At 70.5% G+C, this 25,415-nt stretch carries 21 protein-coding genes and 1 pseudogene; 9 read left to right on the top strand and 13 right to left on the bottom strand.

Going from position 1 to position 25,415, the window contains the following annotated elements; genetic code table 11:
• Positions 1 to 84: 84 nt before the first annotated feature.
• The 3 genes from FM051_RS07580 to FM051_RS07570 all read left to right on the top strand — a co-directional run bounded on the left by FM051_RS07580 (position 85) and on the right by FM051_RS07570 (position 2,541).
• Entirely contained in the window at positions 85 to 831 is a 747-nt protein-coding gene (locus tag FM051_RS07580; RefSeq protein WP_158842114.1) for an SAM-dependent methyltransferase, read from the top strand.
• A 48-nt stretch (positions 832 to 879) separates the two neighbouring features.
• Positions 880 to 1,674 (top strand): GrpB family protein, encoded by a 795-nt coding sequence (locus FM051_RS07575; protein ID WP_158842112.1) that lies wholly within the window; start codon positions 880 to 882, stop codon positions 1,672 to 1,674.
• 84 nt (positions 1,675 to 1,758) lie between these two features.
• Positions 1,759 to 2,541, top strand: a complete 783-nt coding sequence (locus FM051_RS07570; RefSeq protein ID WP_158842110.1) for an ion transporter — start codon at positions 1,759 to 1,761, stop codon at positions 2,539 to 2,541.
• 29 nt (positions 2,542 to 2,570) lie between these two features.
• Here the strand turns inward: FM051_RS07570 and FM051_RS07565 are convergent, their stop codons facing one another.
• The 4 genes from FM051_RS07565 to FM051_RS07550 form a co-directional block, all read right to left on the bottom strand.
• Positions 2,571 to 3,872 (bottom strand): NlpC/P60 family protein, encoded by a 1,302-nt coding sequence (locus FM051_RS07565; RefSeq protein ID WP_158842108.1) that lies wholly within the window; start codon positions 3,870 to 3,872, stop codon positions 2,571 to 2,573.
• Between the two features lie 171 nt (positions 3,873 to 4,043).
• Positions 4,044 to 5,576: an AMP-binding protein gene (locus FM051_RS07560; RefSeq protein WP_158842106.1), complete on the bottom strand. Its 1,533-nt coding sequence runs from the start codon at positions 5,574 to 5,576 to the stop codon at positions 4,044 to 4,046.
• Positions 5,577 to 5,622: 46 nt separating this feature from the next.
• The gene (locus FM051_RS07555; protein WP_158842104.1) at positions 5,623 to 6,186 is read right to left on the bottom strand and encodes a carbonic anhydrase family protein; all 564 of its coding nucleotides are present in this window, start codon (positions 6,184 to 6,186) and stop codon (positions 5,623 to 5,625) included.
• Between the two features lie 120 nt (positions 6,187 to 6,306).
• Positions 6,307 to 7,041, bottom strand: a complete 735-nt coding sequence (locus FM051_RS07550; protein ID WP_202918728.1) for an SIR2 family NAD-dependent protein deacylase — start codon at positions 7,039 to 7,041, stop codon at positions 6,307 to 6,309.
• A 120-nt stretch (positions 7,042 to 7,161) separates the two neighbouring features.
• Between FM051_RS07550 and FM051_RS07545 the strand changes: the two genes are divergently transcribed.
• Positions 7,162 to 7,560: a hypothetical protein gene (locus FM051_RS07545; RefSeq protein WP_158842102.1), complete on the top strand. Its 399-nt coding sequence runs from the start codon at positions 7,162 to 7,164 to the stop codon at positions 7,558 to 7,560.
• Positions 7,557 to 9,074, top strand: a complete 1,518-nt coding sequence (locus FM051_RS07540; protein WP_158842100.1) for a proline-rich domain-containing protein — start codon at positions 7,557 to 7,559, stop codon at positions 9,072 to 9,074. Before FM051_RS07545 ends, FM051_RS07540 begins: the two co-directional genes overlap by 4 nt.
• A gap of 39 nt (positions 9,075 to 9,113) precedes the next feature.
• Here the strand turns inward: FM051_RS07540 and FM051_RS07535 are convergent, their stop codons facing one another.
• Both FM051_RS07535 and FM051_RS07530 read right to left on the bottom strand, forming a co-directional pair.
• Complete coding sequence (locus FM051_RS07535) at positions 9,114 to 9,761, bottom strand: hypothetical protein (RefSeq protein ID WP_158842098.1); 648 nt, start codon at positions 9,759 to 9,761, stop codon at positions 9,114 to 9,116.
• Positions 9,758 to 10,504, bottom strand: coding sequence for an ABC transporter ATP-binding protein (locus FM051_RS07530; RefSeq protein WP_338019461.1), 747 nt, complete (start codon positions 10,502 to 10,504; stop codon positions 9,758 to 9,760). The genes FM051_RS07535 and FM051_RS07530 overlap by 4 nt, the downstream gene beginning before the upstream one ends.
• A gap of 154 nt (positions 10,505 to 10,658) precedes the next feature.
• On the opposite strand from FM051_RS07530, the gene FM051_RS07525 reads away from it, so the two are divergent.
• Complete coding sequence (locus tag FM051_RS07525; RefSeq protein ID WP_158842096.1) at positions 10,659 to 13,472, top strand: aconitate hydratase; 2,814 nt, start codon at positions 10,659 to 10,661, stop codon at positions 13,470 to 13,472.
• Between the two features lie 50 nt (positions 13,473 to 13,522).
• Here the strand turns inward: FM051_RS07525 and FM051_RS07520 are convergent, their stop codons facing one another.
• Positions 13,523 to 14,116 carry a Uma2 family endonuclease gene (locus FM051_RS07520; RefSeq protein ID WP_158842094.1) on the bottom strand — a complete coding sequence of 198 codons (594 nt, stop codon included), beginning with the start codon at positions 14,114 to 14,116 and terminating at the stop codon, positions 13,523 to 13,525.
• Between the two features lie 117 nt (positions 14,117 to 14,233).
• Positions 14,234 to 14,461: pseudogene (locus tag FM051_RS07515) on the bottom strand (macro domain-containing protein); the annotation flags it as partial.
• A 396-nt stretch (positions 14,462 to 14,857) separates the two neighbouring features.
• On the opposite strand from FM051_RS07515, the gene FM051_RS07510 reads away from it, so the two are divergent.
• Both FM051_RS07510 and FM051_RS07505 read left to right on the top strand, forming a co-directional pair.
• Positions 14,858 to 16,561: a VWA domain-containing protein gene (locus FM051_RS07510; RefSeq protein WP_158842092.1), complete on the top strand. Its 1,704-nt coding sequence runs from the start codon at positions 14,858 to 14,860 to the stop codon at positions 16,559 to 16,561.
• 175 nt (positions 16,562 to 16,736) lie between these two features.
• The gene (locus FM051_RS07505; RefSeq protein ID WP_158842090.1) at positions 16,737 to 17,903 is read left to right on the top strand and encodes a hypothetical protein; all 1,167 of its coding nucleotides are present in this window, start codon (positions 16,737 to 16,739) and stop codon (positions 17,901 to 17,903) included.
• On the opposite strand, the gene FM051_RS07500 is transcribed toward FM051_RS07505, so the two are convergent.
• A complete protein-coding gene (locus FM051_RS07500; RefSeq protein WP_158842088.1) occupies positions 17,851 to 19,467 on the bottom strand; it encodes an alpha/beta hydrolase in 1,617 nt (538 codons plus the stop codon). The genes FM051_RS07505 and FM051_RS07500 overlap by 53 nt on opposite strands.
• 111 nt (positions 19,468 to 19,578) lie before the next feature.
• Between FM051_RS07500 and FM051_RS07495 the strand changes: the two genes are divergently transcribed.
• Entirely contained in the window at positions 19,579 to 20,643 is a 1,065-nt protein-coding gene (locus FM051_RS07495) for a DUF4037 domain-containing protein (protein WP_158842086.1), read from the top strand.
• Between the two features lie 202 nt (positions 20,644 to 20,845).
• On the opposite strand, the gene egtD is transcribed toward FM051_RS07495, so the two are convergent.
• The 4 genes from egtD to FM051_RS07475 are packed head-to-tail and all read right to left on the bottom strand — an operon-like array spanning position 20,846 to position 25,132.
• The gene (egtD, locus tag FM051_RS07490; protein WP_158842084.1) at positions 20,846 to 21,820 is read right to left on the bottom strand and encodes an L-histidine N(alpha)-methyltransferase; all 975 of its coding nucleotides are present in this window, start codon (positions 21,818 to 21,820) and stop codon (positions 20,846 to 20,848) included.
• The gene (gene egtC / locus FM051_RS07485) at positions 21,817 to 22,566 is read right to left on the bottom strand and encodes an ergothioneine biosynthesis protein EgtC (protein ID WP_158842082.1); all 750 of its coding nucleotides are present in this window, start codon (positions 22,564 to 22,566) and stop codon (positions 21,817 to 21,819) included. The genes egtD and egtC overlap by 4 nt, the downstream gene beginning before the upstream one ends.
• 2 nt (positions 22,567 to 22,568) lie before the next feature.
• Positions 22,569 to 23,897 carry an ergothioneine biosynthesis protein EgtB gene (gene egtB, locus FM051_RS07480; RefSeq protein ID WP_158842080.1) on the bottom strand — a complete coding sequence of 443 codons (1,329 nt, stop codon included), beginning with the start codon at positions 23,895 to 23,897 and terminating at the stop codon, positions 22,569 to 22,571.
• On the bottom strand, positions 23,894 to 25,132 hold the full coding sequence (locus FM051_RS07475; protein ID WP_238412210.1) for a glutamate-cysteine ligase family protein: 1,239 nt from the start codon (positions 25,130 to 25,132) through the stop codon (positions 23,894 to 23,896). Before FM051_RS07475 ends, egtB begins: the two co-directional genes overlap by 4 nt.
• Positions 25,133 to 25,415 lie beyond the last annotated feature (283 nt).

Raw genomic sequence — 25,415 nt, 5'->3', positions numbered from 1 at the left:
AGGTGCATTTGATGTCCGTCCGGGTCACGGCCGCCGAGCGGCCGTTCACGCAGACCTTTCCCTTGGACGTGAGGACAACCGGAAGTGGACATACCCCGTAGCTTCACCATCCGCGAGAGCGGCCACCGCATCCACAACCCGCTCGACGACGCCAAGCTGGCCGTCCTCGGCGGGGCACTGCGCCTGACACCCGGCTCGCAGCTGCTCGACCTGGCCTGCGGCTCGGGCGAGATGCTGTGCACGTGGGCCCGTGATCACGGGTTGACCGGCACGGGCGTCGACCTCAGCGCGACGTTCCTCGCCTCCGCGAAGGCCCGTGCCGCCGAGTTGGGCGTGGCCGACCGGATCGAGTTCGTGCACGCCGACGCGTCGGGTCACGTCGCGGACGAGCCGGTGGACATCGCGGCGTGCATCGGCGCGGCGTGGATCGGCGACGGCGTGCCGGGCACGGTCGACCTGCTGCGGCGCAGCCTGCGTCCCGGCGGTCTGCTGCTGATCGGCCACCCGTTCTGGCGGCTCGACCCGCCGGATCAGGCGGCCGTCGAAGGCAGCCACGCGACCAGCCGGGACGAGTTCCTGCCGCTGCCCGAGCTGATCGAGCAGTTCGGCGAGCTGGGCTGCGACGTGGTGGAGATGGTGCTGGCCGATCAGGACAGCTGGGACCGCTACGCCGCGGCGCAGTGGCTCAACACCCGCCGCTGGCTGGACGGGAACCCGGACGACGAGCTGGCGCCGACCATGCGCGCCGAACTCGACACCGAACCGGCCAGGTACGCGCGCTACCAGCGTGAATACCTGGGCTGGGGCGTGTTCGCCCTGATGGACCGCTGACGCGGTGCGCGGGTCCCGGACCTCCGGGGCCCGCGCCATCATGGACCCATGAGCGATCATCGACTGCGCGTCGAAGTGGTGTCCGGGCCGGCCATCGCCGACCGGTTGCGCGAACTGGACGTGACCGGGCTGGTGACCGTGCTCGACCGGCCCGGACCCGCCGCGCTCGTCGTGTCGGACGTCGAGCACGAACGCGCGGACGTCGTGCTGGCCCTGCCTCGAGTCGACGCGCTGTGGTCCGACCGGATCGCGCCCTTCGCCCGTCGGTTCGCGGGCATCGACCCGCCACCGCGCACACCGCCGGTCCTGGAAGACCACGACCCCCGCCTGCCCGTCGCCGCGCGACGACTGCTCGACCGGCTGCGCGGCTGTTTCCCCGAGCAGCCGTGGAACTACGACCACATCGGCTCGACCGCCGTGCCCGGCTTGCGCGCCAAGCGTTTCATCGACCTCCAACTCGGCGTGACCGCGTTGCCGGACCACGACTCGGCGTTCGACCACGCGGTGGCCGCATTGGGTTTCCGCGCCGCGAAGGGCGCCCGCCCGGATTCCCCCGGCGTGGACCGCGATTGGCACACCGACCCGGCGATCGCACCCGACCTCTACCGGAAACGGCTCTACGTCCGCCCCGATCCGGTCGAGCCCGCGATCCTGCACGTGCGGCGGTTCGGCAGCCCTTGGCCCGAAGCAACGGTCCGATTCCGCGACCGGCTGCGCGCCGACCCGGCCGTGCGGAACGCGTACGAGGCCGCTAAAGCCCGCGCGGCCGAAACACACGCCGACGACGCCGATTACGACGACTACACCCGCGCGAAATCGGAGTTCTTCCGCTCGACCAGGTGAATCGACTCAAGCCGTATGCGCGGCACGCCGATGGGCGGGTGCTCGATCGAGCAAGATCCCCGACGCGTGTTGGAGGAGTTCGGCATGGCTTTGCGCGATCGCGTCCGCGATGTGGTGGACGGCAGGCGCTTCCAGCGGATGATCATCGCGGTGATCGTGGTCAACGCGATCGCCCTCGGCTGCGAGACGTCGACGGCACTGGTCGCGTCCTACGGCGACCTGTTCACCGCGCTGGACCGCGCCGCCCTGGCGATCTTCGTCGCGGAACTGGTCGCGCGGCTCTACGCGCACCGCCTCCGGTTCTTCCGCGACCCGTGGAACTGCTTCGACTTCGTCGTCGTGAGCATCTCCCTGCTGCCCGCCGCCGGGCCGCTGTCGGTGATCCGGTCGCTGCGCATCCTGCGCGTGCTGCGGCTGGTCTCGATGGTGCCGAGCATGCGCCGCGTGGTGGCCGCGCTGGTGAAGTCGATCCCCGGCCTGCTGTCGCTGTCCGGTCTGCTCGTGCTGATGCTGTACGTCGGCAGCGTGGTCGCGATCAACCTGTTCCGCGCGAGCGGCGATCCCCGGTTCGACGACCTCGGGTCGACCATCCTGACCCTGTTCCAGATCACCACCGGCGACGGCTGGTCGGACGTGATGCGGGACCTGATGGCGACCCAGCCGTTGGCCTGGGTCTTCTTCCTGGTCTACCTGCTGGTCGGCACGTTCACCATGCTGAACCTGTTCATCGCGGTGGTGTGCAGCGCGATGGAGTCCGAGGCGCCCGCGCCGGCGAGCCCGCCCGACGACCGCCTGCTGGACGAGATCAAGGCACTGCGCGAGGAAGTCCGGGCGCTGCGCCTGGAACCGGTGGGCGATCGAGGTTGAGCCGGCCGGCGGCGGACGCGGCGTCAGCGCTACAGCACGCGCGTGGCGTACGGCATGATCCCGCCGTACCGGACCGGGGCGATGCGGACGGACGAACCGGAGTACGGCGCCTCGATCATCATGCCGCCGCCGAGGTACAGGGCCACGTGGGTGCCGCCGCCCGGACCCCAGAACAGCATGTCGCCGCGCTGCGCCTGGACCAGCGGCACCTTGCGGCCGACGTTGTACTGGTAGCCGCTGTAGTGCGGCAGGTACACGCCGACACCCGCGAACGCGTACATCATCAACCCCGAGCAGTCGAAGCCGACGTTGTAGTAGTCGCCGTGCGCGTCGCCGACGCCCCAGTCGCGGATGCCGAGGGTCGGGCCGTTGTAGTTGCCGCCGCCCCACGAGTACCGCACGCCCAGCTGCCGCATGGCACGGGCGATGACGGTCTCCACGCCGCCGCTGTTCGGCGCCACCACGGGTTGCGGACGGGGAGCCTGCGGTTTCGGCGCCGCCGCGGCCAGTGCCGCCTGGCGTCCGGCTTCCTCGTCCTCACGGCGCTTGTCGTCCAGCCACTTGTGGTACTGGACGCGCTGACCCTCCAGGCCCTCGACCGCGTTCAACGCCTGGGCGAGCTCACCCTCCACGCGAGCCTTGTCGTCCTGGATGCTCCGCGCGGCGGCGGCCTGGCCCTGCTGGGCCTGCACGGCGGTGGCCTGCGCCGCGTCGGCGTCCTGCTTGGCCCGGTCGGCGGCGGCCTGCTTCTGGTTGGCCAGATCGAGGGCGGCGCGGGCGGCGGAGTCCTTGTTCGCCTGCTCGCTCCGACTGCGCTCGACGTCGTCCAGCGCGTCGAGACCGGCTTCGCCGACGGCCTCCAGCAGCTGCGCGCGGGCCAGCAGGTCCTCCGGGCTGGACGCGCCGAAGTAGGCGGCGACGGAGCCGATGACGCTGCCCTGCCGGAAGCTGGCGGCGGCGAACTCGTCCAGCTGCACGCGCGTGTCCTCGACGGCCCGACCGGCGGCGTCGGCCTCGACCTTCGCCGCGTCCGCGTCCCGGCGCGCCTTCTCCGCCTCGTCCCGGGCGGTCTCCAGGTCGACCCGCGCCTTGTTGGCCAGCTCCATCTTGAACGCGACGTCGTCGGTCAGCTCCTGCAGGCGTGCCTCGGCTGCGGTGAGCTGACTGGTCAGCTCACCGACGCGGGCGGCCTTGGCGTCGGCCTGCCGCCGACCGGCGCTGATCTCGGCGTCGTCGGGGTTGGGCGGCGGTGGCGGCGCGGCGAGCGCGGTGCCCGTCACGCCCAGGACGGCGGTCAGCGCGACCACGGTCGAAATCACCCATCGAGTCACGACTCCGCCTCCCCGCGCACTCGGACTATCCGCGTTACGCCGAATGGCGTCACAGAGAGCGACTGTGCCACTACCGCTTCAACGCCTCCAGTCGACCAGGCGTGAACATCAGCCACACGGGTCACAGCAGGCGCAGCGGGAGGACGGTCGGTTGCGGGGAGTGACCGCCTGTCAGTTGACCTTGCGCTCCAAGTCGGACCAGTACGGTTCGCGCAGCTTGAACTTCTGCACCTTGCCGGTCGCGGTGCGCGGGATGGCGTCGCGGAACTCCACCGACGTCGGCGCCTTGTAGCCGGCGAGCCGGGCCTTGCAGTGCGCGATCAGCTCCGCCTCGGTCACCTCCGCGCCCTCGGCCACCACGACCAGCGCCTTGACCGTTTCGCCCCACTTGTCGTGCGGCACCCCGATGACCGCCGCCTCGGCCACCGCGGGGTGGTTGAACAGGGCGTCCTCCACCTCGATGGACGACACGTTCTCGCCGCCGGTGATGATCACGTCCTTCTTGCGGTCGGAGATCGTGAGGTGGCCCTCGTCGTCCAGCACGCCGCCGTCGCCGGTGTGGAACCAGCCGCCCTCCAACGCCTCGGCGCTCGCCTCGGGGTTCTCCCAGTAGCCGGCCATGACGACGTTCCCGCGGGCCAGCACCTCGCCGCTCTCGGACACCTTCAGCCGCACGCCCAGCCCCGGCGCGCCCGCCCGCGACAGCTTCCGCGCCCGCTCGTCCGGCGACAGCGCGTCGTCGCCCGGCCGTGAGCGGTTGAACGTGAGCAGCGGTGACGTCTCGGTCAGGCCGTAGAGCTGGAGGAATTCCCAGCCCAGCTCCTCGCCGACGCGGGCGGTGGTGCGGCTGGGCGGCGGCGCGCCCGCGCAGATGATGCGGACCCGGTCACGGCCGGGGATCTCGCCGTCCCACTCCTGGGCGGCGTCGAGCACGGCGTTCCAGACCGCCGGGGCGCCGCACATCAGCGTGACGCCGTGGTCGCGGACCCGGTTGAGGATCTCGGTGCCGTCGACCTTGCGCAGCACGACCTGCGGCACGCCCAGCCCGGCGAGGCCGAACGGCATGCCCCAGCCGTTGCAGTGGAACATCGGCAGGACGTGCATGTAGACGTCCCGCTCCCAGGCGCGGGCGTGCATGGCGAACGTGACCGCGTTGATCCAGATGTTGCGGTGGGTCATCTGGACGCCCTTGGGTCGGGCTGTCGTGCCGGAGGTGTAGTTGATGGTGGCGGTCGCGTCCTCGTCCGGCTCGCTCCAGGGGCGGGGTTCGGTGTCGAAGCGCATCAGCTCCGACTCGGTCTGCTCGCCGAGCACGAACCGGTGGCGGGCGGTGACCCCGTCGAGGTCCAGCTCGGGGTCCACGAGGAGGACCGACGCGCCGCTGTGCTCGACGATGTAGGACACCTCGTCGGGGCGCAGCCGGAAGTTGACCGGGACCGCGATGCGGCCGGTGGCGGGCACGGCGTGCAGCAGTTCGAGCAGCCGGGCCGAGTTGTGGCTGACCACGGCGACCCGTTCGCCCTCGGCGAGGCCGAGCGCGTCGAACCCGGCCTGCCAGGCGCGGACGCGGGTGGCGAACTGGCCGTAGGTGGTGGTCGGCACGGGCGCGGCGGGCTGTTCGGGCTCGTCGACGGTGGCCGTCGTGTCGGCGAAGACCTGCTCCGCCCGGTAGAGGAAATCGGCGACGGTCAGGGGTACGCGCATACGGGTTGACTTTATTGAACAGGGCTCGATTCCGGCTAGCGCCACGTCACCCGGTCGAGAGGACGAACCTCCGGTTCACCGGCTGCACGGGGCGGGCGCGGTCGGCGTGGGCCCGGACGAAGGCGCGCAGGGCCGGGTCCTCCACCTGGACCGGCTCCTTCATGACCACCCAGCTCACGACCTCGTCGAACTCGCCCGTGGTCAGGGAGCCCTCGTAGCGGTGGAAGCCGCCGTCCGGGAGGAGGGCGGGCAGGTCGATGCCGCTCGGCGGCTTCGAGTTCGACGCGCCGGGCTCACCGAGGTCGACGAACACCGCGACCACGCACGCCCGCAGGACGTCGTCCGCCCGCACGTGGACGGCGTGCATCTCCGCACCACGCGCCCGACCGTCGACCCAGTGCTCGCTCGGCCGGTGGAAGTGGATGTTGTCGAGCCGGAACTCCCGGTCGGCCAGGCACACCACGTGCTCGCCCTTCGGGCGGAAGCGCCAGCCGTGGCCCTCCTCGGCCGCGCTGAACTGGTCCGCCCGCCAGCGCACCTCCAGCTCCTGCGCCAGCCGCGGCACCACCACCGCGCCGCGGATGTTGATCGGTGACTGCTGCTCTCCCACGCCGTCGATGCTGCCACCGGCGGCTGATCACGAGAGGATGGTTGAGCTGCGCGAACGGGTGATCACCAGGTGCTGTGGTCACCAGGTGCTGTGGTCACCAGGTGCTGGGGTCACCTGTGGTCACCAGGTGCTGGGGTCGCCCCACGTGCGGACCGGGCCGGTCGCCACCACGGGCACCGCCGCCAGCTCCGGCAACGCCGAACCGGCCGGCTCGCGCACCACGGCGGCCGCCAGCGAGTCGTACGGCGTCGGGTCCAGGTTGCAGATCACCACCGACGCGCCCGCCCTCGCCGCCAACGGCACCAGCTGCGCCGCCGGCTCGACCGTGAGCGACGTCCCGGCCACCAACATCACGTCGCAGTCCAACGCCGCCATGCGGGCCGCGCGCAACACATCGGGCGCCAACGGCTCACCGAACGCGATCGTCGCCGGTCGGAGAATCCCGCCGCACACCAGGCAATCCGGCGGCGAATCACCGCCGCGCACCCGTGCCAAAGCCTCGCTCATCGCACCGGTGGCACCGCACGCCACGCACACGAAGCGCGACATCGACCCGTGCAGCTCCACCACCGACGACCCGGCCCGCTGGTGCAGCCCGTCCACGTTCTGCGTCAACAGCGACCGCACCCGCCCGGCCCGCGCCAACCCGGCCAGCGCGCGGTGCGCGGCGTTCGGCGCGGCCGTCCACAAGGAATCGCCCAGCCAGGACTCCCAAGCCTCCCGCCGCACCTCCGCCGATGTCAGGAACGACGACGCGTCGAACCCGAACCGCACCACCCCCGACTCGACGGACACCCCGGCGCCGGTGAGCGCGGTGATCCGCCGCGCGACGGCCATCACGTCCCGTGCACTCATGCCCCCACCGTCCCACACGCCTGCGAGCATGGCGGAATGCGCGGGACACCGTCGGCGGAGCCGACAGTCAGACGACGGACGGGCGCGGTGCTCGGAGTTATCGGCTTGATCACAGCGGTGGTGGGCACGTTCCTGCCCTGGCTGCGGTCCGGCAGCGTCACGAGGACCAGTTACGAAGTGCTCGCTCTGCGTGGTTTCGCCGGGTTGGACGGCGTGTCGGGCGAGGTCGTGCGCGGTGTTTGGGTGGGACTCACCCCATTGGCGGTGTGCTGTGTGGTCCTGTGGGCGGTGCGATTTCGGCGAATCGCCGCTTGCCTCGCCCTTATTTTTGGCACGATTGCGGGAACGGTGGCGGCACTTGCCGCCGTCCAAGGGGGCAACGAGGCGGCACTGGTCGGGATCAGCGTGATCGGACCGGTAGTCACACTCGGTGGTGCTGTGCTGGGGGTCGCAGGGGCGATCACCGTGCTCACCGCGAGAACCCGCACAGCGATCAGCACTCCAGGAGGAGCACCGTGACGTACCCAGGTGGCGGCGGAGGCGAATGGCCACCGCAGAACAACCCGTACGGCCAGCCGCAGCAGGGGGGCTACCCGCAGCAGGGTCAGCCGGGCGGCTTTCCCCAGCAGGGCCAGCAGCCGGGCGGCTACCCCCAGCAGGGCGGCTACCCGCAGACCGGCCCCCAGCCGCAGCAGGGTTACCCGCAGACCGGTCCGCAGGGCTTCGCGCAGCCCCAGCAGCCGGGCTACCAGCAGGAGTTCGGCCAGCAGCCCTACGGCCAGGCGCCGCAAGGCTACGCGGGTGGCGAGCCGCCGAAGAAGAAGCGCACCGGCCTCGTCATCACCGCGATCGTCGCCGTCCTCGCGCTGGCCGCGGGCACGGTCGCCACGGTGTGGGCGCTGCGCAGCTCCGACGACGTCGCCGCCGGCTCCGAAAGCCCGTCCACCGCGGCGAACAACCTGCTCAACGCGCTGGGCAGCGGTGACGTCCTCGGCATCATGAACGGCCTGGCGCCCGCCGAGGCCAAGCTCAGCAAGGACTACACCGAGGCCACCGTCAGCGAGGCCAAGCGGCTGGAGATCCTGAAGCCGGACGCCGACCCGAACAAGCTCACCGGCGTGCAGTTCAAGGCCGAGGGCATCAAGTTCGACGACGCCGCCGCGGAGAAGGTCAACGACCGCCTGACGATCAACAAGGTGGTCGAGGGCAAGATCACGATCACCTCGGACGTCAAGGACATCCCGTTGACCGACAAGCTGGTCGACGCGATGGGCGCCGAGGCGACCAAGGGCCCGCAGACCGAGACGATCGACTTCGCCGAGGTGAAGACCGAGCGCAAGGGCAAGCCGTTCGGCATCGCCACCATCAAGGTCGGCGACGACTGGTACCCGAGCCTCTTCTACACCATCGCGAACGCCGCGCTGGAGGAAGAAGACCTGAAGTGGCCCGCCCAGGGCATCGCGCCGGCCGGCGCCGGCTCGGGCAACGACGCCGCGAAGCAGATGGTGGAGAAGGCGCTCGCCGGTGACATCAAGGGCGTCATCGCGCTGCTGCCCCCGGACGAGATGGGCGTGCTCCAGGACGTCGGCCCGGTGATCCTCGAGCAGATCGGCCGGGTGCCCGCGACGGGCGGGAAGCTGATCGAGCTGGAGACCGACGCCAAGGACGTCACCGGCGGTTCCCTGCTGACGATCCGGAAGCTGGTGATCGAGGCCGAGGGCGAGCAGGTCGAGATCAGCCGCGACGGCGACTGCTACAACGCCAGCGCCAAGGGCGAGACGCAGCGGCTGTGCGCGGACGAGATCACGCAGCTGGTCGAGCAGCAGGGCGGCAGCGACATCCCGCCGGCGGCGGTCGACGTGATCGCCCGGATCGGCGCGCAGGTGCTGAAGGACGGCATCGGCGTGGTCGCCACCGAGGTCGACGGCAAGTGGTACGTCAGCCCGTTCCGCACCTACAGCGAGCTGTCCCTGACGCTGATGCGCGGTCTGGAGCCGACGGACATCGACGAGCTCATCAAGGCCATCAAGTAACCCGCTGTCGCTCCACCGGTCGGCCCCCGTCGCGACGCACTACCCGCGGCGGGGGCCGACCGCTGTCCCGAGCCAGGTCGCGCCGACCACGAACAGCACCGCGAGCACGCCGGAGATCGTCAACGCGGACGTGACGCCGTCGTCGTGGGACAGCGACCACAGCACGTTGCCCACGGGCGGGGTGCGGCCGAACAGGAACACCAGCACGACCAGCGCGGTCGCGGCGAGCACGGACCAGCCGGCCTGCGTGATCACCGGACGGCCGCACAGCACGCCGACACCCACGCCGACCAGCGCGCACACCGCCAGCGCCACGAACCCCTCCGCCACCGTGGCCGGCGGGTACGGGCGCGATTGCGTCACCACCGGCACCAGCGCGGCGACCAGGGCGAGGCCCAGCGCCGCGAGCACCGACAGCGCGGTCACCGCCGCCTGGGCGCGTGCCCAGCCTCCCGCCGTGACCACCGTGATCGTCCGGCGGACCGGGTCCTCGGCGGTCGCGATCACCACCGTCAGCCACACCGACACCGGGTAGACCAGCACGCACGTCCCGGCGTACGCGGGCAGCGGCGGCCCGGCGTCGGAGGCGTAGAGCATCCCGAGCACGGCCACGTACAGCAGCAACGGCGGCAGCCAGCGCTGGGTGCGCAGCACGTCCACCAGCAGGTACCGCACCAACGACGTCACGACCGCACGCTCCGCACCGAGCAGCCCAGCCGCAGCGCCTCGGCCAGCACGCCGTCGCTGAACCCGGCCCGCACCTCGACCCGCGCCCCGCCACCGACCTCGTGTGCCGCGAACACCCCTTCCAACGAGCTGATCAGCGTGAACGCCTCCCCCACCCGGTCCAGTTCGATCACCACGCCACCCGACCGCACCGCGCCGAGCGCCACCTCACGCGCACCCGGCACGTCGTGCCCGTGGTGGTCGGTCAGCACGACAGCGGCCTCCGACGACGCCACCAGCCCGCCCAGCACCCCGGCCGCGGCGGCGTCGAGCCCGGACCACGGCTCGTCCAGGACCAGCAGGTCGGTCGCGTGCAGCGCCTGGGCCAGCGCGACCTTCTGCGTGTTGCCCTTCGACAGGGTGGCCATGGGCGCGGACGGGTCGCCGACGAACCCGAGCGCCTCCACCAGCTCCCACCGCACCGGCACGCCCCGCACGGCGGCGAGGTGGCGCAGGTAGTCGCGCGCGGACAGCTTCACCCCGGTCGGGAACCGCTCCGGCACGTACCCGACCGACGGACCACGGCTGACCCGGCCGCTGGACGGCGCCGTCACGCCCGCCGCGATGCGCAGGAGCGTCGACTTGCCGGAGCCGTTGCCGCCGCGCAGCACGACCACCTCACCTGGCTCCACCGCGAGCGAGACGTCGCGGAGCACCCAGGGACCGCGGCCGTAGCGCTTGCCGATTCGATCAAGACGCACCACGGGTGTGATGATGCCCGGATCAAGGTAGGGCCGACTTGAAGCCGAATACAGGACGCGCGTACTGTTTGGGGCGAGAGGGCGCCGCGCCACCCGGTGCGGAAGACTCAGCAGAAGTTCCCCAACCGACTTCGCGCGTCACCAGATGGAGTTTCACGTGACTGCACCCAGCAAAGACAGCTTCGGCGCCCGCGGGACGCTCACCGTCGGCGACGCCTCGTACGAGGTGTTCCGACTGAGCGCCGTCGACGGCGCCGAGCGTCTGCCGTACAGCTTGAAGATCCTGCTCGAAAACCTGCTGCGGACCGAGGACGGCGCGAACATCACCGCCGACCACGTGCGCGCGCTGGGCAGCTGGGACCCGTCGTCCGAGCCGAACACCGAGATCCAGTTCACGCCCGCCCGGGTGGTGATGCAGGACTTCACCGGTGTGCCGTGCGTGGTCGACCTGGCCACCATGCGCGAGGCGGTCACCCAGCTCGGCGGCGACCCGACGAAGGTCAACCCGCTGGCGCCCGCCGAGCTGGTCATCGACCACTCGGTGATCGCCGACATCTTCGGCCGGCCGGACGCGTTCGAGCTGAACGTGGACCTGGAGTACGAGCGCAACAAGGAGCGCTACCAGTTCCTGCGCTGGGGCCAGACCGCGTTCGACGAGTTCAAGGTCGTCCCGCCGGGCACCGGCATCGTGCACCAGGTGAACATCGAGCACCTGGCCCGCGTGGTCATGGTGCGCAACGGGCAGGCGTACCCGGACACGCTGGTCGGCACCGACAGCCACACCACCATGGTCAACGGCATCGGCGTGCTGGGCTGGGGCGTCGGCGGCATCGAGGCCGAGGCCGCGATGCTCGGCCAGCCGGTGTCCATGCTGATCCCGCGCGTGGTGGGCTTCAAGCTGCACGGCGAGCTGCCCGCCGGCGCGACCGCGACCGACCTGGTGCTGACGATCACCGAGATGCTGCGCAAGCACGGCGTGGTCGGCAAGTTCGTCGAGTTCTACGGCTCGGGCGTCGGCGCGGTGCCGCTGGCCAACCGCGCCACCATCGGCAACATGAGCCCCGAGTTCGGCTCCACCTGCGCGATCTTCCCGATCGACGGCGAGACCATCGACTACCTGAAGCTGACCGGCCGTTCCGCCGAGCAGCTGGCGCTGGTCGAGGCCTACGCCAAGGAGCAGGGCCTGTGGCACGACCCGGCGGTCGAGCCGGTGTACTCGGAGACGCTGGAGCTGGACCTGTCGACGATCGTGCCGTCGATCGCCGGGCCGAAGCGCCCGCAGGACCGCATCGAGCTGACCAACGCCAAGGAGGCGTTCCGCCAGGCGCTGGGCGCCTACGTCTCGCACACCGAGCCCACCAGCACCTCCCCGGTGGACGAGGCGTCCGACGAGTCGTTCCCGGCCAGTGACGCCCCGGCCTACGGCCACCCGGAGAACGGCGACGGCAAGCCGCGCGTGTTCGCCTCCGCCGCCGAGGGCAGCGAGGGCCGGCCGTCCAACCCGGTCAAGGTCACCCTGGACGGCGCGGAGTTCGAGCTGGACCACGGCGCCGTGGCGATCGCCGCGATCACGTCGTGCACGAACACGTCCAACCCGTCGGTGATGCTCGGCGCGGCGCTGCTGGCGAAGAAGGCCGTGGAGAAGGGCCTGGAGCGCAAGCCGTGGGTCAAGACCACGCTCGCGCCCGGCTCCAAGGTCGTCATGGACTACTACGAGCGCGCCGGGCTGCTGCCGTACCTGGAGAAGCTGGGCTTCCACCTGGTCGGCTACGGCTGCACCACGTGCATCGGCAACTCGGGCCCGTTGCAGGACGAGATCTCGGCGGGCATCGGCCACGGCGACCTCGCCGCGGTGTCGGTGCTGTCGGGCAACCGGAACTTCGAGGGCCGGATCAACCCGGACATCAAGATGAACTACCTCGCGTCCCCGCCGCTGGTGGTGGCGTACGCGCTGGCCGGTTCGATGGACAAGGACATCACCACCGAGCCGCTGGGCGTCGACCAGCAGGGTCAGCCGGTGTACCTGGCCGACATCTGGCCGTCGCCGCAGGAGATCTCCGAGGTCGTCGCGTCGTCGATCTCCCCGGAGGGCTTCTCCAAGGGCTACGCCGACGTGTTCGCCGGTGACCAGCGCTGGCAGTCGCTGCCCACGCCGACCGGCAAGACGTTCGAGTGGGACGCGCAGTCCACCTACGTGCGCAAGCCCCCGTACTTCGAGGGCATGCAGATGGAGCCGGCTCCGGTGACGGAGATCAGCGGCGCGCGCGTGCTGGCGCTGCTCGGCGACTCGGTCACCACCGACCACATCTCGCCGGCCGGTTCGATCAAGGCCGACTCGCCCGCGGGCAAGTACCTGACCGAGCACGGTGTCGACCGCAAGGACTTCAACTCGTACGGCTCGCGCCGCGGCAACCACGAGGTGATGATCCGGGGCACGTTCGCCAACATCCGGCTGCGCAACCTGCTGCTGGACGACGTGCAGGGCGGGTTCACCCGGAACTTCCTGGAGGAGGGCGCGCCTCAGACCACGATCTACGACGCGTCCGAGGCGTACGCGTCGGCGGGCGTGCCGCTGGTCGTGCTGGCGGGCAAGGAGTACGGCTCCGGTTCGTCCCGCGACTGGGCCGCGAAGGGCACCTCGCTGCTCGGCGTGCGCGCCGTGATCGCCGAGTCGTTCGAGCGCATCCACCGGTCGAACCTGATCGGCATGGGCGTCCTGCCGCTGCAGTTCCCCGACGGCTCGTCCGCCGCGGAGCTGGGTCTGAACGGCACGGAGACCTACGACTTCACCGGCATCACCGCGCTGAACGACGGCGAGACGCCACGCACGGTGCACGTGGTGGCGACGAAGGAGGACGGCTCGAAGGTGGAGTTCGACGCGGTGGTCCGCATCGACACCCCCGGTGAGGCCGACTACTACCGCAACGGCGGCATCATGCAGTACGTGCTGCGCAAGATGGTCCGCAGCTAGTCATCGCGCGTGAAGGGCCGTCCACCTCCGGGTGGGCGGCCCTTCCGTCGTTACCGGACCAGCGCGTCGAGGGCGATGTCCACGGGGAACGGAACACCGGTCTTGAGCCGGTCGTGGAAAATTCCGGTCAACGCGTAGGTGGTCGTGGCCGGGTCGAGTTCGTACACGTAGACCACCGGCTGCCCGTCGCTGTTCTCGATCCGCCAGAAGTGCTTGATGCCGCCCTGCGCGTACCGCCTCGGCTTGGTCTCGCGGTCGCGGATCTCCGAGGACTTCGACACCACTTCCACTACGAGAACCACATCAGCCGGCTCGTAGTACGTGCGATCGAGATCGGCCGCCGCCGCTTTCGTCACGACCGACACGTCCGGGCACGGTCGCTGCCGTGGGGCAAGCACGACATCCATCTCGCGAGTCGCGGTGAGAGGTTCCGGAGCCTGCCGATCGAGTTCGTCACACAAGCGCTGCACGACTCGGCGGTGGAACTCGGTCTGCGGGCTCATGACGATGAGTTCTCCGTCGATCAACTCGATGTGCTTGAGCACGTCGAGTTCGCCGTTGGGGCCGTCCGCGCTGATGTGATCGAGATCAGCCGCCGTCCAGCCATCCGGCGGGACGTAGGGCCACTGGAATTCGACCGTCATGGCGCAAGGGTAGAGCCCGCCGCACGTCGGAGCGACCGTCATGGCGCGAGCGTAGAGCCCGCCGCATTTCAGAGCGACCGTGTTGACCCCCGGTCCCGGCCCGGCCTCTCAGCCGGTCGCGGGCGGGCGGCCGGCGGTCGTGGCCACCGCCTGGCCGGTCTTGAGGCCACGTCCGTAGTGACCCGCTCGGAGCTTGCGGCATTCCGCGAGGATGTCCGGGCCGCCCTTGCGGTGGATGGCGCCGTCGACACCGCCGCCGCCCAGCAGGGACGAGTTCGCGGCGTTCACCACGACGTCGACGTGCTGCTCGGTGATGTCGCCCAGGACGAGTTCGATTCGCGCCACGACGCGGAGTATTCCAGCCGCACGCGCTGTTCGGGCCGCAACTGGACCACTGAGAGTGCGTCCCGCGCCGACGTCATTAGTACAAACGTGCCACAAACCGCTTCACCCGGCGCTTTGCCGTCACAATTCAATCGACTAATGTAACGATCTACCACCCCGGAACGACCACGAATTCCCCCATAGGCCGTCCGGGTGAACATATTGGGCGTTCACCCTCGCTGCCATTAATCTCACCCTGCCGACGCCACCCGACTCGCACGGAACCGTCATTGGGCGGATCGTTCCTGGTCCACGCCTGTTCGGGGACTGACAAACCCGGCTTCGCCGGAATGTGCAAACGTGATTCCAGGGTGGAATTCACGTTATGTCGGCACGCACGAGGAGGTGCGACACCGAATGCACAAGAACACTCGAAGACGGGCTTTCGGCGTGACCGCGGTCCTGCTGGCCGCACTCGCCGCCCCACTCGCCACCACCCCCGCGGCCTCGGCCGCGGGCGGGACGGTGACCGGTTCCAAAACGCTCGGCGCGACGGACATCGCCTGCGGCGGCTCGGTCCCGGTCACCGTGACGCTCGACGCCGAGAACGGCATCGCCGGCAACCCGGTGGACATCGAACTGGTCCTCGACCGGTCCGGCAGCATGCAGGGCCAGCCGATCGACGCGCTGAAGGTGGCCGCCAAGGCGTTCGTCGACATCATCGACGAGGCCACCGACGGCTCGCTGAACGGCGTCGTGGCCAACGGCAGCCGGCTGGGCGTGGTCAGCTTCGCTTCCTCCGCCTCGGTGGACACGCCGCTCACGTCCGACGCGAACGCGGTCAAGGCCGCCATCGACGCGCTGGTCGCCAACGGCAGCACGAACCACTCCGACGCCATCTCCACCGGCCAGGCGCAGCTCGCCGGCTCGTTGCCCGGCAACGCCAAGAAGATGGTCATCATGACCGACGGCGAGACGACCGCCGGCGGCGACGCGAGCGGCGACGCGGCGGCGGCACGCGCGGCCGGCACCGAGATCTTCGGCATCGGCCTCGGCTCGGTCAACGAGGCCGAGATCAAGGACTGGACCACGGACCCGGACGGGACGCACTACTTCTTCGCCCCCGGCGCGGGCGACTTGCAGGAGGTCTTCGAGGCGATCGGCGCGGCCATCGTGGTGCCCGCGGCGACCGGCGTGACCGTGGTCGACACGGTGGCGCCGCAGTTCTCGGTCAGCGGCGCGGCGGTGTCCAAGGGCGTCGTCAACCAGGCGGGCAACCAGCTCACCTGGACCATCGACAAGCTGGGCACCGAATCGGTGACGCTGACGTTCACCGCGACCCACCTCCCGGCCGCCGGTGGCGGCGCACTGGCGGTCAACCCGTCGGTCGCCTACACCGACGCCGAGGGTCACGTGGTGGCGTTCGACAACCCGACGGTGAACGTGCGCGGGTGCGCCGCGGCCATCGACGTGGAGCCCGAGCACGAGGTCAACGAGCTGGGCACGCCCGGCCAGACGCACACCGTGACCGCCACCGTCACCGACGACTTCGGTGACCCGGTGCCGGACACGGCGGTCGCCTTCTCCGTCCTGAACGGCCCGAACGCGGGCGCGGCCGGTGGCGCGGACACCTCCGCCGCGGGCACGGCCGACTTCACCTACCCGGCCACCCAGGGCCTCGCGGGCCTCGGCACGGACTCGATCCGCGGCTGCTTCACGCACGCCGCAGGCCACCTGGTGTGCGACGACGTGCTGAAGGACTGGGTGGACACCACTCCCCCGGTCGTGACGTGCGCGCCCACCAACAACCCGGCCGGCGGCACGATCCCGCCCGCCGACAACGAGGACGGTTTCTTCGTCCTGGCCGCGACCGACGCGGTCGACCCGAACCCGCAGGTCTTCGTCGCGGACTCGGCGAGCCCGGCCGTGTTCGGCGGGTTCCCGAGCGGCACCGAGATCAAGCTGGTGCAGGCGCCCGGCACGACGCCGAACCAGAAGCCCGGTGTCGGTGACATCGACTGGCGCATCACGCTCAACGGCGACGCCCTCGTCTACGGCGTGGACGCGTCGGGCAACCAGTCGACGCCGGTGACCTGCCTGGTCCCGCCGCCCCCGAAGTAGCTCCGACCGCACGGACGTGAGGGGCGCCGACCCGGTGTCCCTCACGTCCGCGCGTCCACCCCAGGATCAGCGCGCCGAACAGGTCGAGTCCTATTAGGACCGTCAGAGCCAGCCCTGAAGTCCGAGGACGGCAGCCAGGCGTTGATCCTGGGAGGGCCGCTAAGGTTGCGCCCTTATGGGGGCAGTTGTGCGGTCGAAAGCCGTTTGGTCGCGGGTCTTGTGGGCGTTACCGGTGTTGGTCGGGCTGGTCATCCCGTTGTGGGAGAACGGCCCGCCGACCGAAGCCACCGCCTCGCTGGTGATAGCCGGACTGCTGCTGCGCGCACGTGAGGTGCACGCGGAGAAACCCGGCGTCTGGTTCCCGTTGCTGGTGACCGGATCGACCTCGTTCGCGTTCGCGGTGGCCGGCGGGTTGGCGAACGGGACGTTCCTGGTGGTCGGGTCGGCCGCATTCCAGACGTGGCGGTTCCTGATCGGGCTGGCGGTCGTGATCGGCCTCGGGTTCTGGGCTTGGCGGGCACGCAGCTTCACCGTGGCCGTGACGGCGCTGGGGTACCTGACCACCGTCTGGTACCTCCTGCCGGTGCCCTTCGAGGAAGGCATGCAGTGGGTGTCCCGGGACGAGTTCGGGATGCTGAAGACCGCATACGACACACAGCTCCACCCGGAGCTGGTGATCGTCGCCGGTGCCGTGCTCGCCTACGCGAGGTTGGATCGCGTGCGGCCGTGGCACGTGGTCGCGATCGCCGGGCTGCTCGGGTCGCTGTGGCACTACGGCGCGCTGACGTTGCTGCTCGTCGCGGCGGTGCTGGCGGCCTACGACCTGAACGCCCGCCGCCCCGGCGCGTGGTACCCGCTGCTGATGGCAGGCGTCGGCCTGGTGGCGTGGTCGATCCTCGACGAGTGGACCACGCCGCAGTGGCCGGAACCGGTGCTGGAAGGTCTTCCCTACGGCTACTACACGACCCTGACCGCCTACCAGATGAACTCGACCGCCGTCGCGCACTCGTTCGTCGACTACGACGAGTTGTTCGCGGCGTTGGTGGTCGCGGTCGGGCTGGGAGTGTGGTCGTGGCGGCGCCGGAGCCCGATCATGATGCTCACCGCTGCCGTGTACCTGGCCGCCGCCTGGTTCGTCGCCATGCCCGCCGAGAGCCCGGAAGGGATGTACTCCTTGCTGCCGGACTGGCGGGAGTGGGGCACGCCGAGCCTGCTGGACGCGCGGCCGGTGGAGTTGGTGGTCCTGGCGGGTGCGGCCGTCGCCTTCGCGACGGCCGCACCCGGAACCACTAGAACGGCTGGGCGTTCGGCTGGAACACCTGACCGTCCGCCGGGGCCTTGAGGTTGACCAGGTAGTCGGTCACCGCGGTGTCAGCGCCGGCGCTGTCACCGAGGATGCAGTGCCCGAACGAGTCCACGCTGATCAGTCGCGCGTTGCCCAACTGACGGGCCATGCGCTTGGAGAACTCGTACTGCGTGGCCGGGTCGTAGTAGTTGCCCACCACGACGACCGGGTTCGGCGTCCGCTTGTTCCACGGACCGGCCCAGCGGTCCGGGTGCGGCACCGGCCAGGTCGCGCACGTGAGCAGGTCGGACGCGGCCTGCTGGCGGCCGAACGTGGGCGATTCCCGCTCCCACTTCGAGGCCAGCACCGGGAACAGCTGCGGAATCCGCAGGAACGGCTTGTCGGTGCAGTTCACGCCGTAGTACGAGTCGTCGAACAGGTACTCGGTGTCGCCCACGAGCCCGGCCCGGATGTCCGCCAGACCGTGCTTGTTCGCCAGCGGCGGCAACTCGGCCTGCGCCTGCTGCTGTTCCTCCACCGACAACGTGGTGGCGGTCGGGTGCAGCACCGCGTAGGCGCTCTGCAGCCACGCGGCCAGCGCCTTGAAGCGGGTCGGCGCGTACAGGTCGCTGGTGACCTGGCCGATATAGCCGGCGTAGGTCACGACCTCGCCGGACGGCAGCGTGATCGACTGGGTGCGCAGGTGGTCGCGCACCTCGTCGAACTTCGCCCGCGGGTCGCCGTCGCTGTACGCGCACTTGTCGCCGTCGGCGTCGCAGCGCTTCAGGAACGCGTCCAGGGCCAGCTCGAAGCCCTGCGCGCGCTGCCGGTCGTACTCCGCGCCGTTGGACGTGCGCAGCGCCGGGTCGACGTTGCCGTCCAGCACCAGGGCACGGGACTTCGACGGGAAGATGTTGGCGTAGGTCGCGCCGAGCAGCGTGCCGTAGGAGAAGCCCACGAAGGTCAGCTGGCGGTCGCCTACGCCCTGCCGCAGCAGGTCGAGGTCACGTGCCACGGCCTCGGTGGACATGTGGTTCAGCAGCGGGCCCGCGTTGCGCGCGCACGCGTCCGTGTAGTCCACGGTCGCGTCCATGGTGTCGCGGATCTCGGTGCGGGTGACCGGGATCGCGGCCATGCGGCCGAAGATCTCGTTGGCCTCTTCGAGGGTCTTGAAGCAGCGCAACGGCGAGCTGCGGCCGACGCCGCGCGGGTCGAACCCGATCAGGTCGAACCGCTTCATGATCTCGGGCTGGAAGAACGAGCTGCCGTACGCGGAGTAGATCAGGCCCGCGCCGCCGGGACCGCCCGGGTTGATGAACAGCGAGCCGATCTTGTTGGCCTGGTCCTCGGCCGGGCGCTTCATCAGCGCGACGGTGATCTTGGCGCCGTTCGGCTTGCTGTGGTCCAGCGGCACCGGGTGGTTGGCGCAGCTGACCTTGTCGCGCTGTGCGGCCGGGATCTCGGCGAGCACGTCGGCCGCGCAGGTCGACCACTCGATCGGGGTGGCGCCCCGAGCTTCCCGCTGCGCTTCCTGGGCGGCGGCGGGACCGGTTCCCGCGAGGCCGGACACCACTGTGCCCATGGCCAGCGCGAGAACCAGCGCTTTGTGACGGAGTTGCATTGGGTAGCGCTCCCTCGGTTCACTCGGCGTCGCCCCTCAGTGACACCGCGACGCCATCGCGCGAGGCTTTCACTCGTTCGTGTCCGGCAACACCCTGCATACGGAGGATTCGTGTCCGACGAACGGTTCTTGCCAGGCCTGGTGTTGGCGGAACGCTTCTACCGGGAGGCGGTCGAGCCGCTGGTCAGGACGCACTTCGGCGAGGTGCCGCACAGCGCGGCCCGGATCGGCGCCGGTTCCGAGGTGTTGGGCTACGACACCGAACGGTCCGCCGACCACGAATGGGGGCCGCGGCTGCAACTGTTCCTCGACCCGGACGACACCCGTGCCGACGACATCCGGGCCGCGCTCGCCGAGCACCTGCCCAAGGCGTTCCTCGGGTATCCCACGCACTTCGTCGGCACCGATGACGGCGACGTCCGGCGCATGGCGCACACCGACGGGCCGGTGCACCACCGGGTGGACGTCACCGATCCGGGCACGTGGTTCGAGCGGCACCTGGGTTTCGACCCGCGTGCGGGCGTGACCGTGCGGGATTGGTTGAGCGCGCCGACGCAGCGGTTGGCGGAGACGACGGCGGGCGCGGTGTTCCACGACGGGCTCGGTGTGCTGGTGGCGGCGCGGGAGGCGTTGCGCTGGTACCCGGACGACGTGTGGCGGCACGTGCTGGCGTGCCAGTGGTTGCGGATCTCGCAGGAGGAGGCGTTCGTCGGGCGGTGCGGTGAGGTCGGGGACGAGCTGGGTTCGGCCGTCGTCGCGGCTCGGTTGACCCGTGACCTGATGCGGTTGCGGCTGCTGCTGGACCGCCGTTACCCGCCGTACGGGAAGTGGCTGGGGACGGCGTTCGCCCGGTACACCGACCTGGTGCCGGTGCTGCGGGCCGTGTTGGCGGCGACCGACTGGCACGAGCGGGAGGACCACCTGGCCGAGGCGTACGAGCTGATCGCCGCCCAGTGCAACTCGCTCGGCCTGGCCGACCCGGTGGACCCGACCACCCGCCCGTACCACGACCGCCCGTTCCGGGTCCTGCGCGCGGACCGCTTCACCGCCGCCCTCCGTGCCGCGATCACGACTCCCGAAGTAGCCGCCCTCCCCCTGGTCGGTGCCGTCGACCAGTACATCGACAGCACCGACGTCCTGGAACACCCGTCCCGCATCCGCCCCCTCACCCACTAGCGCGAGAGTCCTACGTTCACGTCGCGAGAGTCCTACGTTCGCGGCAGGTGTGTCCTACGTTCAGGACACCCGAATTCAACGTTCAGAACCGGCTCGACGGGCCCGAGTGTTCAACTCGGGGTGCCCGAACGTAGGACACACGCGTTCTGAGTGTTGGACACACGCGTTCTGAACGTAGGACTCTCGCGCGTTTGGGTGAGGGTTAAGGGCGGGCTCGGGCCAGGGTCAGGGCGAAGCGGGATTCGGAGTCGGTCCACCAGCGGTGGGGTTCGAAGCCTGCCGCCGTCAGTTCGCGGGCTACGCCTTCGCGGCGGAACTTCGCGGACACCTCGGTGCGGAGTTCCTCGCCCTCGGTGAACTCCACGTCCAGGGCGAGGGCGGCTACGTGGGCCTTGACCGGGCGGAGCGCGCGCAGGCGCATCTCGATCCACTCCTCCTCGGCGTTCCACAGCGCGACGTGCTCGAAGTCGTCCGGGTCGAAGTCGGCGTCCAGCTCGCGGTTCATGACGCGGAGGACGTTGCGGTTGAACTCGGCGGTCACGCCCTGCGCGTCGTCGTACGCGCGGACCAGGACGGCAGGGTCTTTGACCAGATCCGTGCCCAGCAACAGCCACTCCCCCGCGTCCAGCACGTCCCGCACCGAAGCGAAGAACTTGTCGCGCTCCTCGGGGATGAGGTTGCCGATCGTGCCGCCCAGGAACGCCACCACCCGCGGCGGCGCGCCGGGCAGCAGGCCGAGGTGCTCGGTGAAGTCGCCGACCACCCCGTGCACCCGCAGGCCCGGGTAGTCGGCCATGATCGCCTTCGCCGCCTCGGTCAACGCCGACGGCGACACGTCCAACGGCACGAACTCGTTCAACGTGCCGTGGTCACGCAACGCGCTCAACAGCAGCCGCGTCTTCTCCGACGACCCCGACCCCAGCTCCACCAACGCGTGCGCGTTCGTGAGAGCGGCGATCTCGGCGGCCCGCGCCACCAGGATCTCCCGCTCCGCGCGGGTCGGGTAGTACTCCGGCAGCCGGGTGATCTCCTCGAACAGGTCGCTGCCGACCGCGTCGTAGAACCACTTCGGCGACACCCACTTCGAGCGCGCGGTGAGCCCAGCCCTCGCCTCGGCGCGCAGCGCGATCGCCGCGTCCTCGGGGGTCAGGTGCACGTCCAGCACAGGCTCGGTCATCCTCGTCCAATCCGTTGAACGTCCACAGCAGACACATCGGCCGTGACGACGTGCCCGTCGGGCACCTCCCGCCAGCGCGGGTCGTCGTCGAGCGGCTCGGAAGCCAACACCACCGCGCCGTCACCGGAGCGCACCCACAGCGAGTGGGTCCACGTCGTGCCGACGAGCACGGTTCCGTTGGTGAGCAACAGGTTCAGCCGCGATCCGGGCGCGACTGCGGCCACTTCGGACACCACGTCGGCGATCACGGCGGCCGGTGCCCCGCCCGCCGCGAGACGGGACCGGACCAACGCCCACAGCAGGGACGAGTCGGTCGGCGCGTCCAGGGTCAGCAACGTCGACACCGGCAGCGTCTTGGCCACGTCCACCACGGACTCCGGCCAGTCCGCGATACGCCCGTTGTGGCTGAACAGCCACTGCCCGTCGGTGAACGGCGCGCAAGCCGTGTCCACCACCGGCATGCCGACCGTCGCCGACCGAACGGCGGCCAGCACCGCGCCGGACACCGTGACCCGGCTCAACGCGACCAGGTTGTCGTCCGACCAGATCGTGCCCGCACGGCGGTAGCGCAACGCCGGACCGCCCGGCGCGGGGTACCAGCCCACGCCGTAGCCGTCCACGTTGATCGTGCCGCCGCCGCGCATGTCCGTCGGCGCGTACGACTGCCGGACCAGCGAGTTCGGCGGGTCGTGCACCAGCGAGGCGACGGGCACGGCGGGGCCCAGGTAACCCAGGTGGCGGCACACCGTCAGGCCAGTTCGTCCCGCGAGGCGTCCCGCGCGCAGCGGAAGCCGGCGAAGATCTGCCGCCGGATCGGGTAGTCCCAGTTCCGGAACGTCGAGCGCACCGCGGCCTGGTCGCTGCCGAACGACCCGCCGCGCAGCACCTTGTAGTCCGGACCGAAGAACACCTGCGAGTACTCCGCGTACGGGAACACCTCGAACCCGGCGTAGCCGTGGAAGTCGGAGCTGGTCCACTCCCACACGTCACCGATCAGCTGGTGCACGCCCAACGGCGACGCGCCCGCCGGGTACGCGCCGACCGGTGCGGGCGTCAGGTGCCGCTGGTTCAGGTTCGCGTGCCGTTCCGTCGGCTCCTCGTCGCCCCACGGGTAGCGGCGCGACCGGCCGGAAGCCGGGTCGAACCGGGCCGCCTTCTCCCACTCGACCTCGGTGGGCAGCCGCTTGCCCGCCCACCGCGCGTACGCCTCGGCCTCGTAGTAGCAGACGTGCACCACCGGCTGGTCCGGGTCGAGCGGCGTGGTGCGACCGAACGCGGTGCGGTACCACTGGTCTCCGACGCGCTCCCAGAACCGCGGCGCGACCAGCGACGCCTTCTGCACGTGCGCCCAGCCCGCCTCGCTCCACCAGCGCGGGTCGGTGTAGCCGCCGTCGGCGATGAACGCCGCGTACGCGCCGTTCGTCACCGGTGTGGTGTCGATGAAGAACGGGTCGGTGACCACCTGGTGCGCGGGCCGTTCGTTGTCCAGCGCCCACGCCTCGGTCGACGTGCCCATGGTGAACGGCCCACCGGGCACCAGCACCTCGGCCGACCCGACCGGGCCGCCACGCGGCGGTGGCGCAGCGTCCAGCACCGGCTCGCCGACGCGCAGTTGGTGGGTGGCCAGCATGGTCTCGTCGTGCTGCTGCTCGTGCTGCACGATCATGCCGAACGCGAACCCGCCGTCGACCAGCCGGTGACCTTCGAGCGGGGTGCGCTCCAGCACGTCGAACACCTTGTCGCGGACCTCGCCGACGTACTTGCGGGCCTCGGCGGGACCGAGCAGCGGCAGTTCCGGCCGGACCGACCGGGCGTGCTTGAACGCGTCGTACAGCTCGTCGATGTCCGCCCGGACCGGCTCACGGCCGCCGACGTCGCGGACCAGCCACAGCTCTTCCTGGTTGCCGATGTGCGCGAGGTCCCACACCAGCGGTGACATCAGCTTGGAGTGCTGGCGGACGAGGTCGTGGTCGTCCACCGCGTCGGTGAGCAGCCTGCTGCGGTCGCGGGCCCTGGTGAGCTGGGCGGCGACCTTGTCGCGAATGCTGTTGACGTCGAACTGATCGGTGCTGGTCATGAACGGCCCCCTCCGGTCTTCTCAGCGAGCGTGCGGTGCAGTTCTTCGGCGATGGCGTCGGTCTGGCCGACGGACAGGTCGGTGCCCGACATCGCGGCACAGCCCAGCTCGACCACGTCACGCGCCGCGCGGGCGAGCACCGGGTCGTCCAGGCCGTAGCGCGCGGCGGCCAGCCAGCGGTTCGCGGCGGTCTCGGTGGCCGCGAGCACGCCGTCCACCACCTCCTGGGTGCTGAACAAGGCGGCCATCAGCACGACCGGCGGCAGCCACCGGCCGTCCGGCGGCGTGTCGAGGTAGCGGACCTCCAGGTACCCGCGGGGGCGGACCGGTGGGAACTGGAGGGTGAGGTGGTAGTCGAGGTCGTCCGCGGTCGCCGGCCGGCCGAGGCTGCCCTCGATCCAGTCGGCGAACGTGAGCGGGTGCGGCGGCAGCCAGTCCGGTCCCGGTCTGCGCACCGCGATGACCGGTGTGTCGAGCACGCGCTTGGCCCACGCGGTGGCGGGTTCCGCGCACACCGCCGCCGGACGGGTGCGCACCGGGTCGGTGGCGTAGAGGGAGCGCATCCTGGCGCTGGCCCAGTCGGTGCGGCGACCGTTGACGCCGGGCGAGTTGGCGAACAGGGCGTTGAGCACGGGACCGAGCGCGTGCACCGCGGCCCACCGCTTCGGCAGGTCGCTCGCCAGCCCGAAGTCCAGGCAGACCTGGAGGCCGGCGGTGCTGCACATCATGGTGATGCCTTCGGGCCCGAGCGGTGCGAAGGCGTGTTCCATGGCCGCGTAGCGGGGAACCCGGAGCAACCGGCGCGGCGGGCGGAACGGGTCCGCGCCGCGCTGACCGAGCCGGAGTCCGGCCGGTTCGAGCAGGTTCCGCAGGTGGTCGATGTCCGCCGCGACGGTCTTGAGCAGGTCCGTCAACGATTCGCGCGGCGGGGTGGATATCTCGACCTGGCCACCCGGTTCCACGGTCAGCGGGGTGCCGGAGGGCAGTGGCCGCTGAGGGCTGTCGGGGACGAGGGTCGGTGGCGCGTGCTTGCCGAGTGCGGACGCGAGGGTCTTCGCGTCGAGCGGTCGGGTGGGATCTTCGACGTGGTGGACGGTCCATTCGAGTTCGACTCCGAGCAGCCTCGGAGGTCCGTGCTTGAAGCAGACCGAGGCGACGTAGGCCTCGGCCTCCGCTCGATCCCGGAACACCGCCGGGGTGGGCCCCGGAGCCGGGGCATTACGGACAGCAGTCACTTGGCGCACTCCCCGTGATCAATCTCGTCGGTTCGACGCTACACGGGGGTACCGACACTCGCAGCTGGTGGAAACCCTTACGGATCAACGACATGTCGGCGGTCGGCAGCAGCGGTGACGTCCGAACGGCCGTTGCCGAACGGCGGTCGGTACGGCGTCCGGCCGCGTCCCGACTGGTCCGAGTGGACGTTTCACAGTGCCCGGATGGAGACCATCGCGATGGCCAGATGAACAACTCGTGGTCTCCGGGTGACGACTCCTCCCGGCACGAACGAGCGCGCAC

The sequence above is a fragment of the Saccharothrix deserti genome (assembly GCF_009769385.1).
In the GTDB taxonomy this organism is placed as follows: domain Bacteria; phylum Actinomycetota; class Actinomycetes; order Mycobacteriales; family Pseudonocardiaceae; genus Actinosynnema; species Actinosynnema deserti.
This window is presented reverse-complemented; position numbering and strand designations above follow the sequence as displayed.

Coding starts and splice junctions, on each gene's coding strand:
- FM051_RS07575 (WP_158842112.1), top strand. CDS start 880: ATGAGCGATCATCGACTGCGCGTCGAAGTGGTGTCCGGGCCGGCCATC.
- FM051_RS07570 (WP_158842110.1), top strand. CDS start 1,759: ATGGCTTTGCGCGATCGCGTCCGCGATGTGGTGGACGGCAGGCGCTTC.
- FM051_RS07560 (WP_158842106.1), bottom strand. CDS start 5,576: ATGCGCGTACCCCTGACCGTCGCCGATTTCCTCTACCGGGCGGAGCAG.
- FM051_RS07550 (WP_202918728.1), bottom strand. CDS start 7,041: ATGAGTGCACGGGACGTGATGGCCGTCGCGCGGCGGATCACCGCGCTC.
- FM051_RS07520 (WP_158842094.1), bottom strand. CDS start 14,116: ATGACGGTCGAATTCCAGTGGCCCTACGTCCCGCCGGATGGCTGGACG.
- FM051_RS07510 (WP_158842092.1), top strand. CDS start 14,858: ATGCACAAGAACACTCGAAGACGGGCTTTCGGCGTGACCGCGGTCCTG.
- FM051_RS07505 (WP_158842090.1), top strand. CDS start 16,737: ATGGGGGCAGTTGTGCGGTCGAAAGCCGTTTGGTCGCGGGTCTTGTGG.
- FM051_RS07500 (WP_158842088.1), bottom strand. CDS start 19,467: ATGCAACTCCGTCACAAAGCGCTGGTTCTCGCGCTGGCCATGGGCACA.
- egtD (WP_158842084.1), bottom strand. CDS start 21,820: ATGACCGAGCCTGTGCTGGACGTGCACCTGACCCCCGAGGACGCGGCG.
- egtB (WP_158842080.1), bottom strand. CDS start 23,897: ATGACCAGCACCGATCAGTTCGACGTCAACAGCATTCGCGACAAGGTC.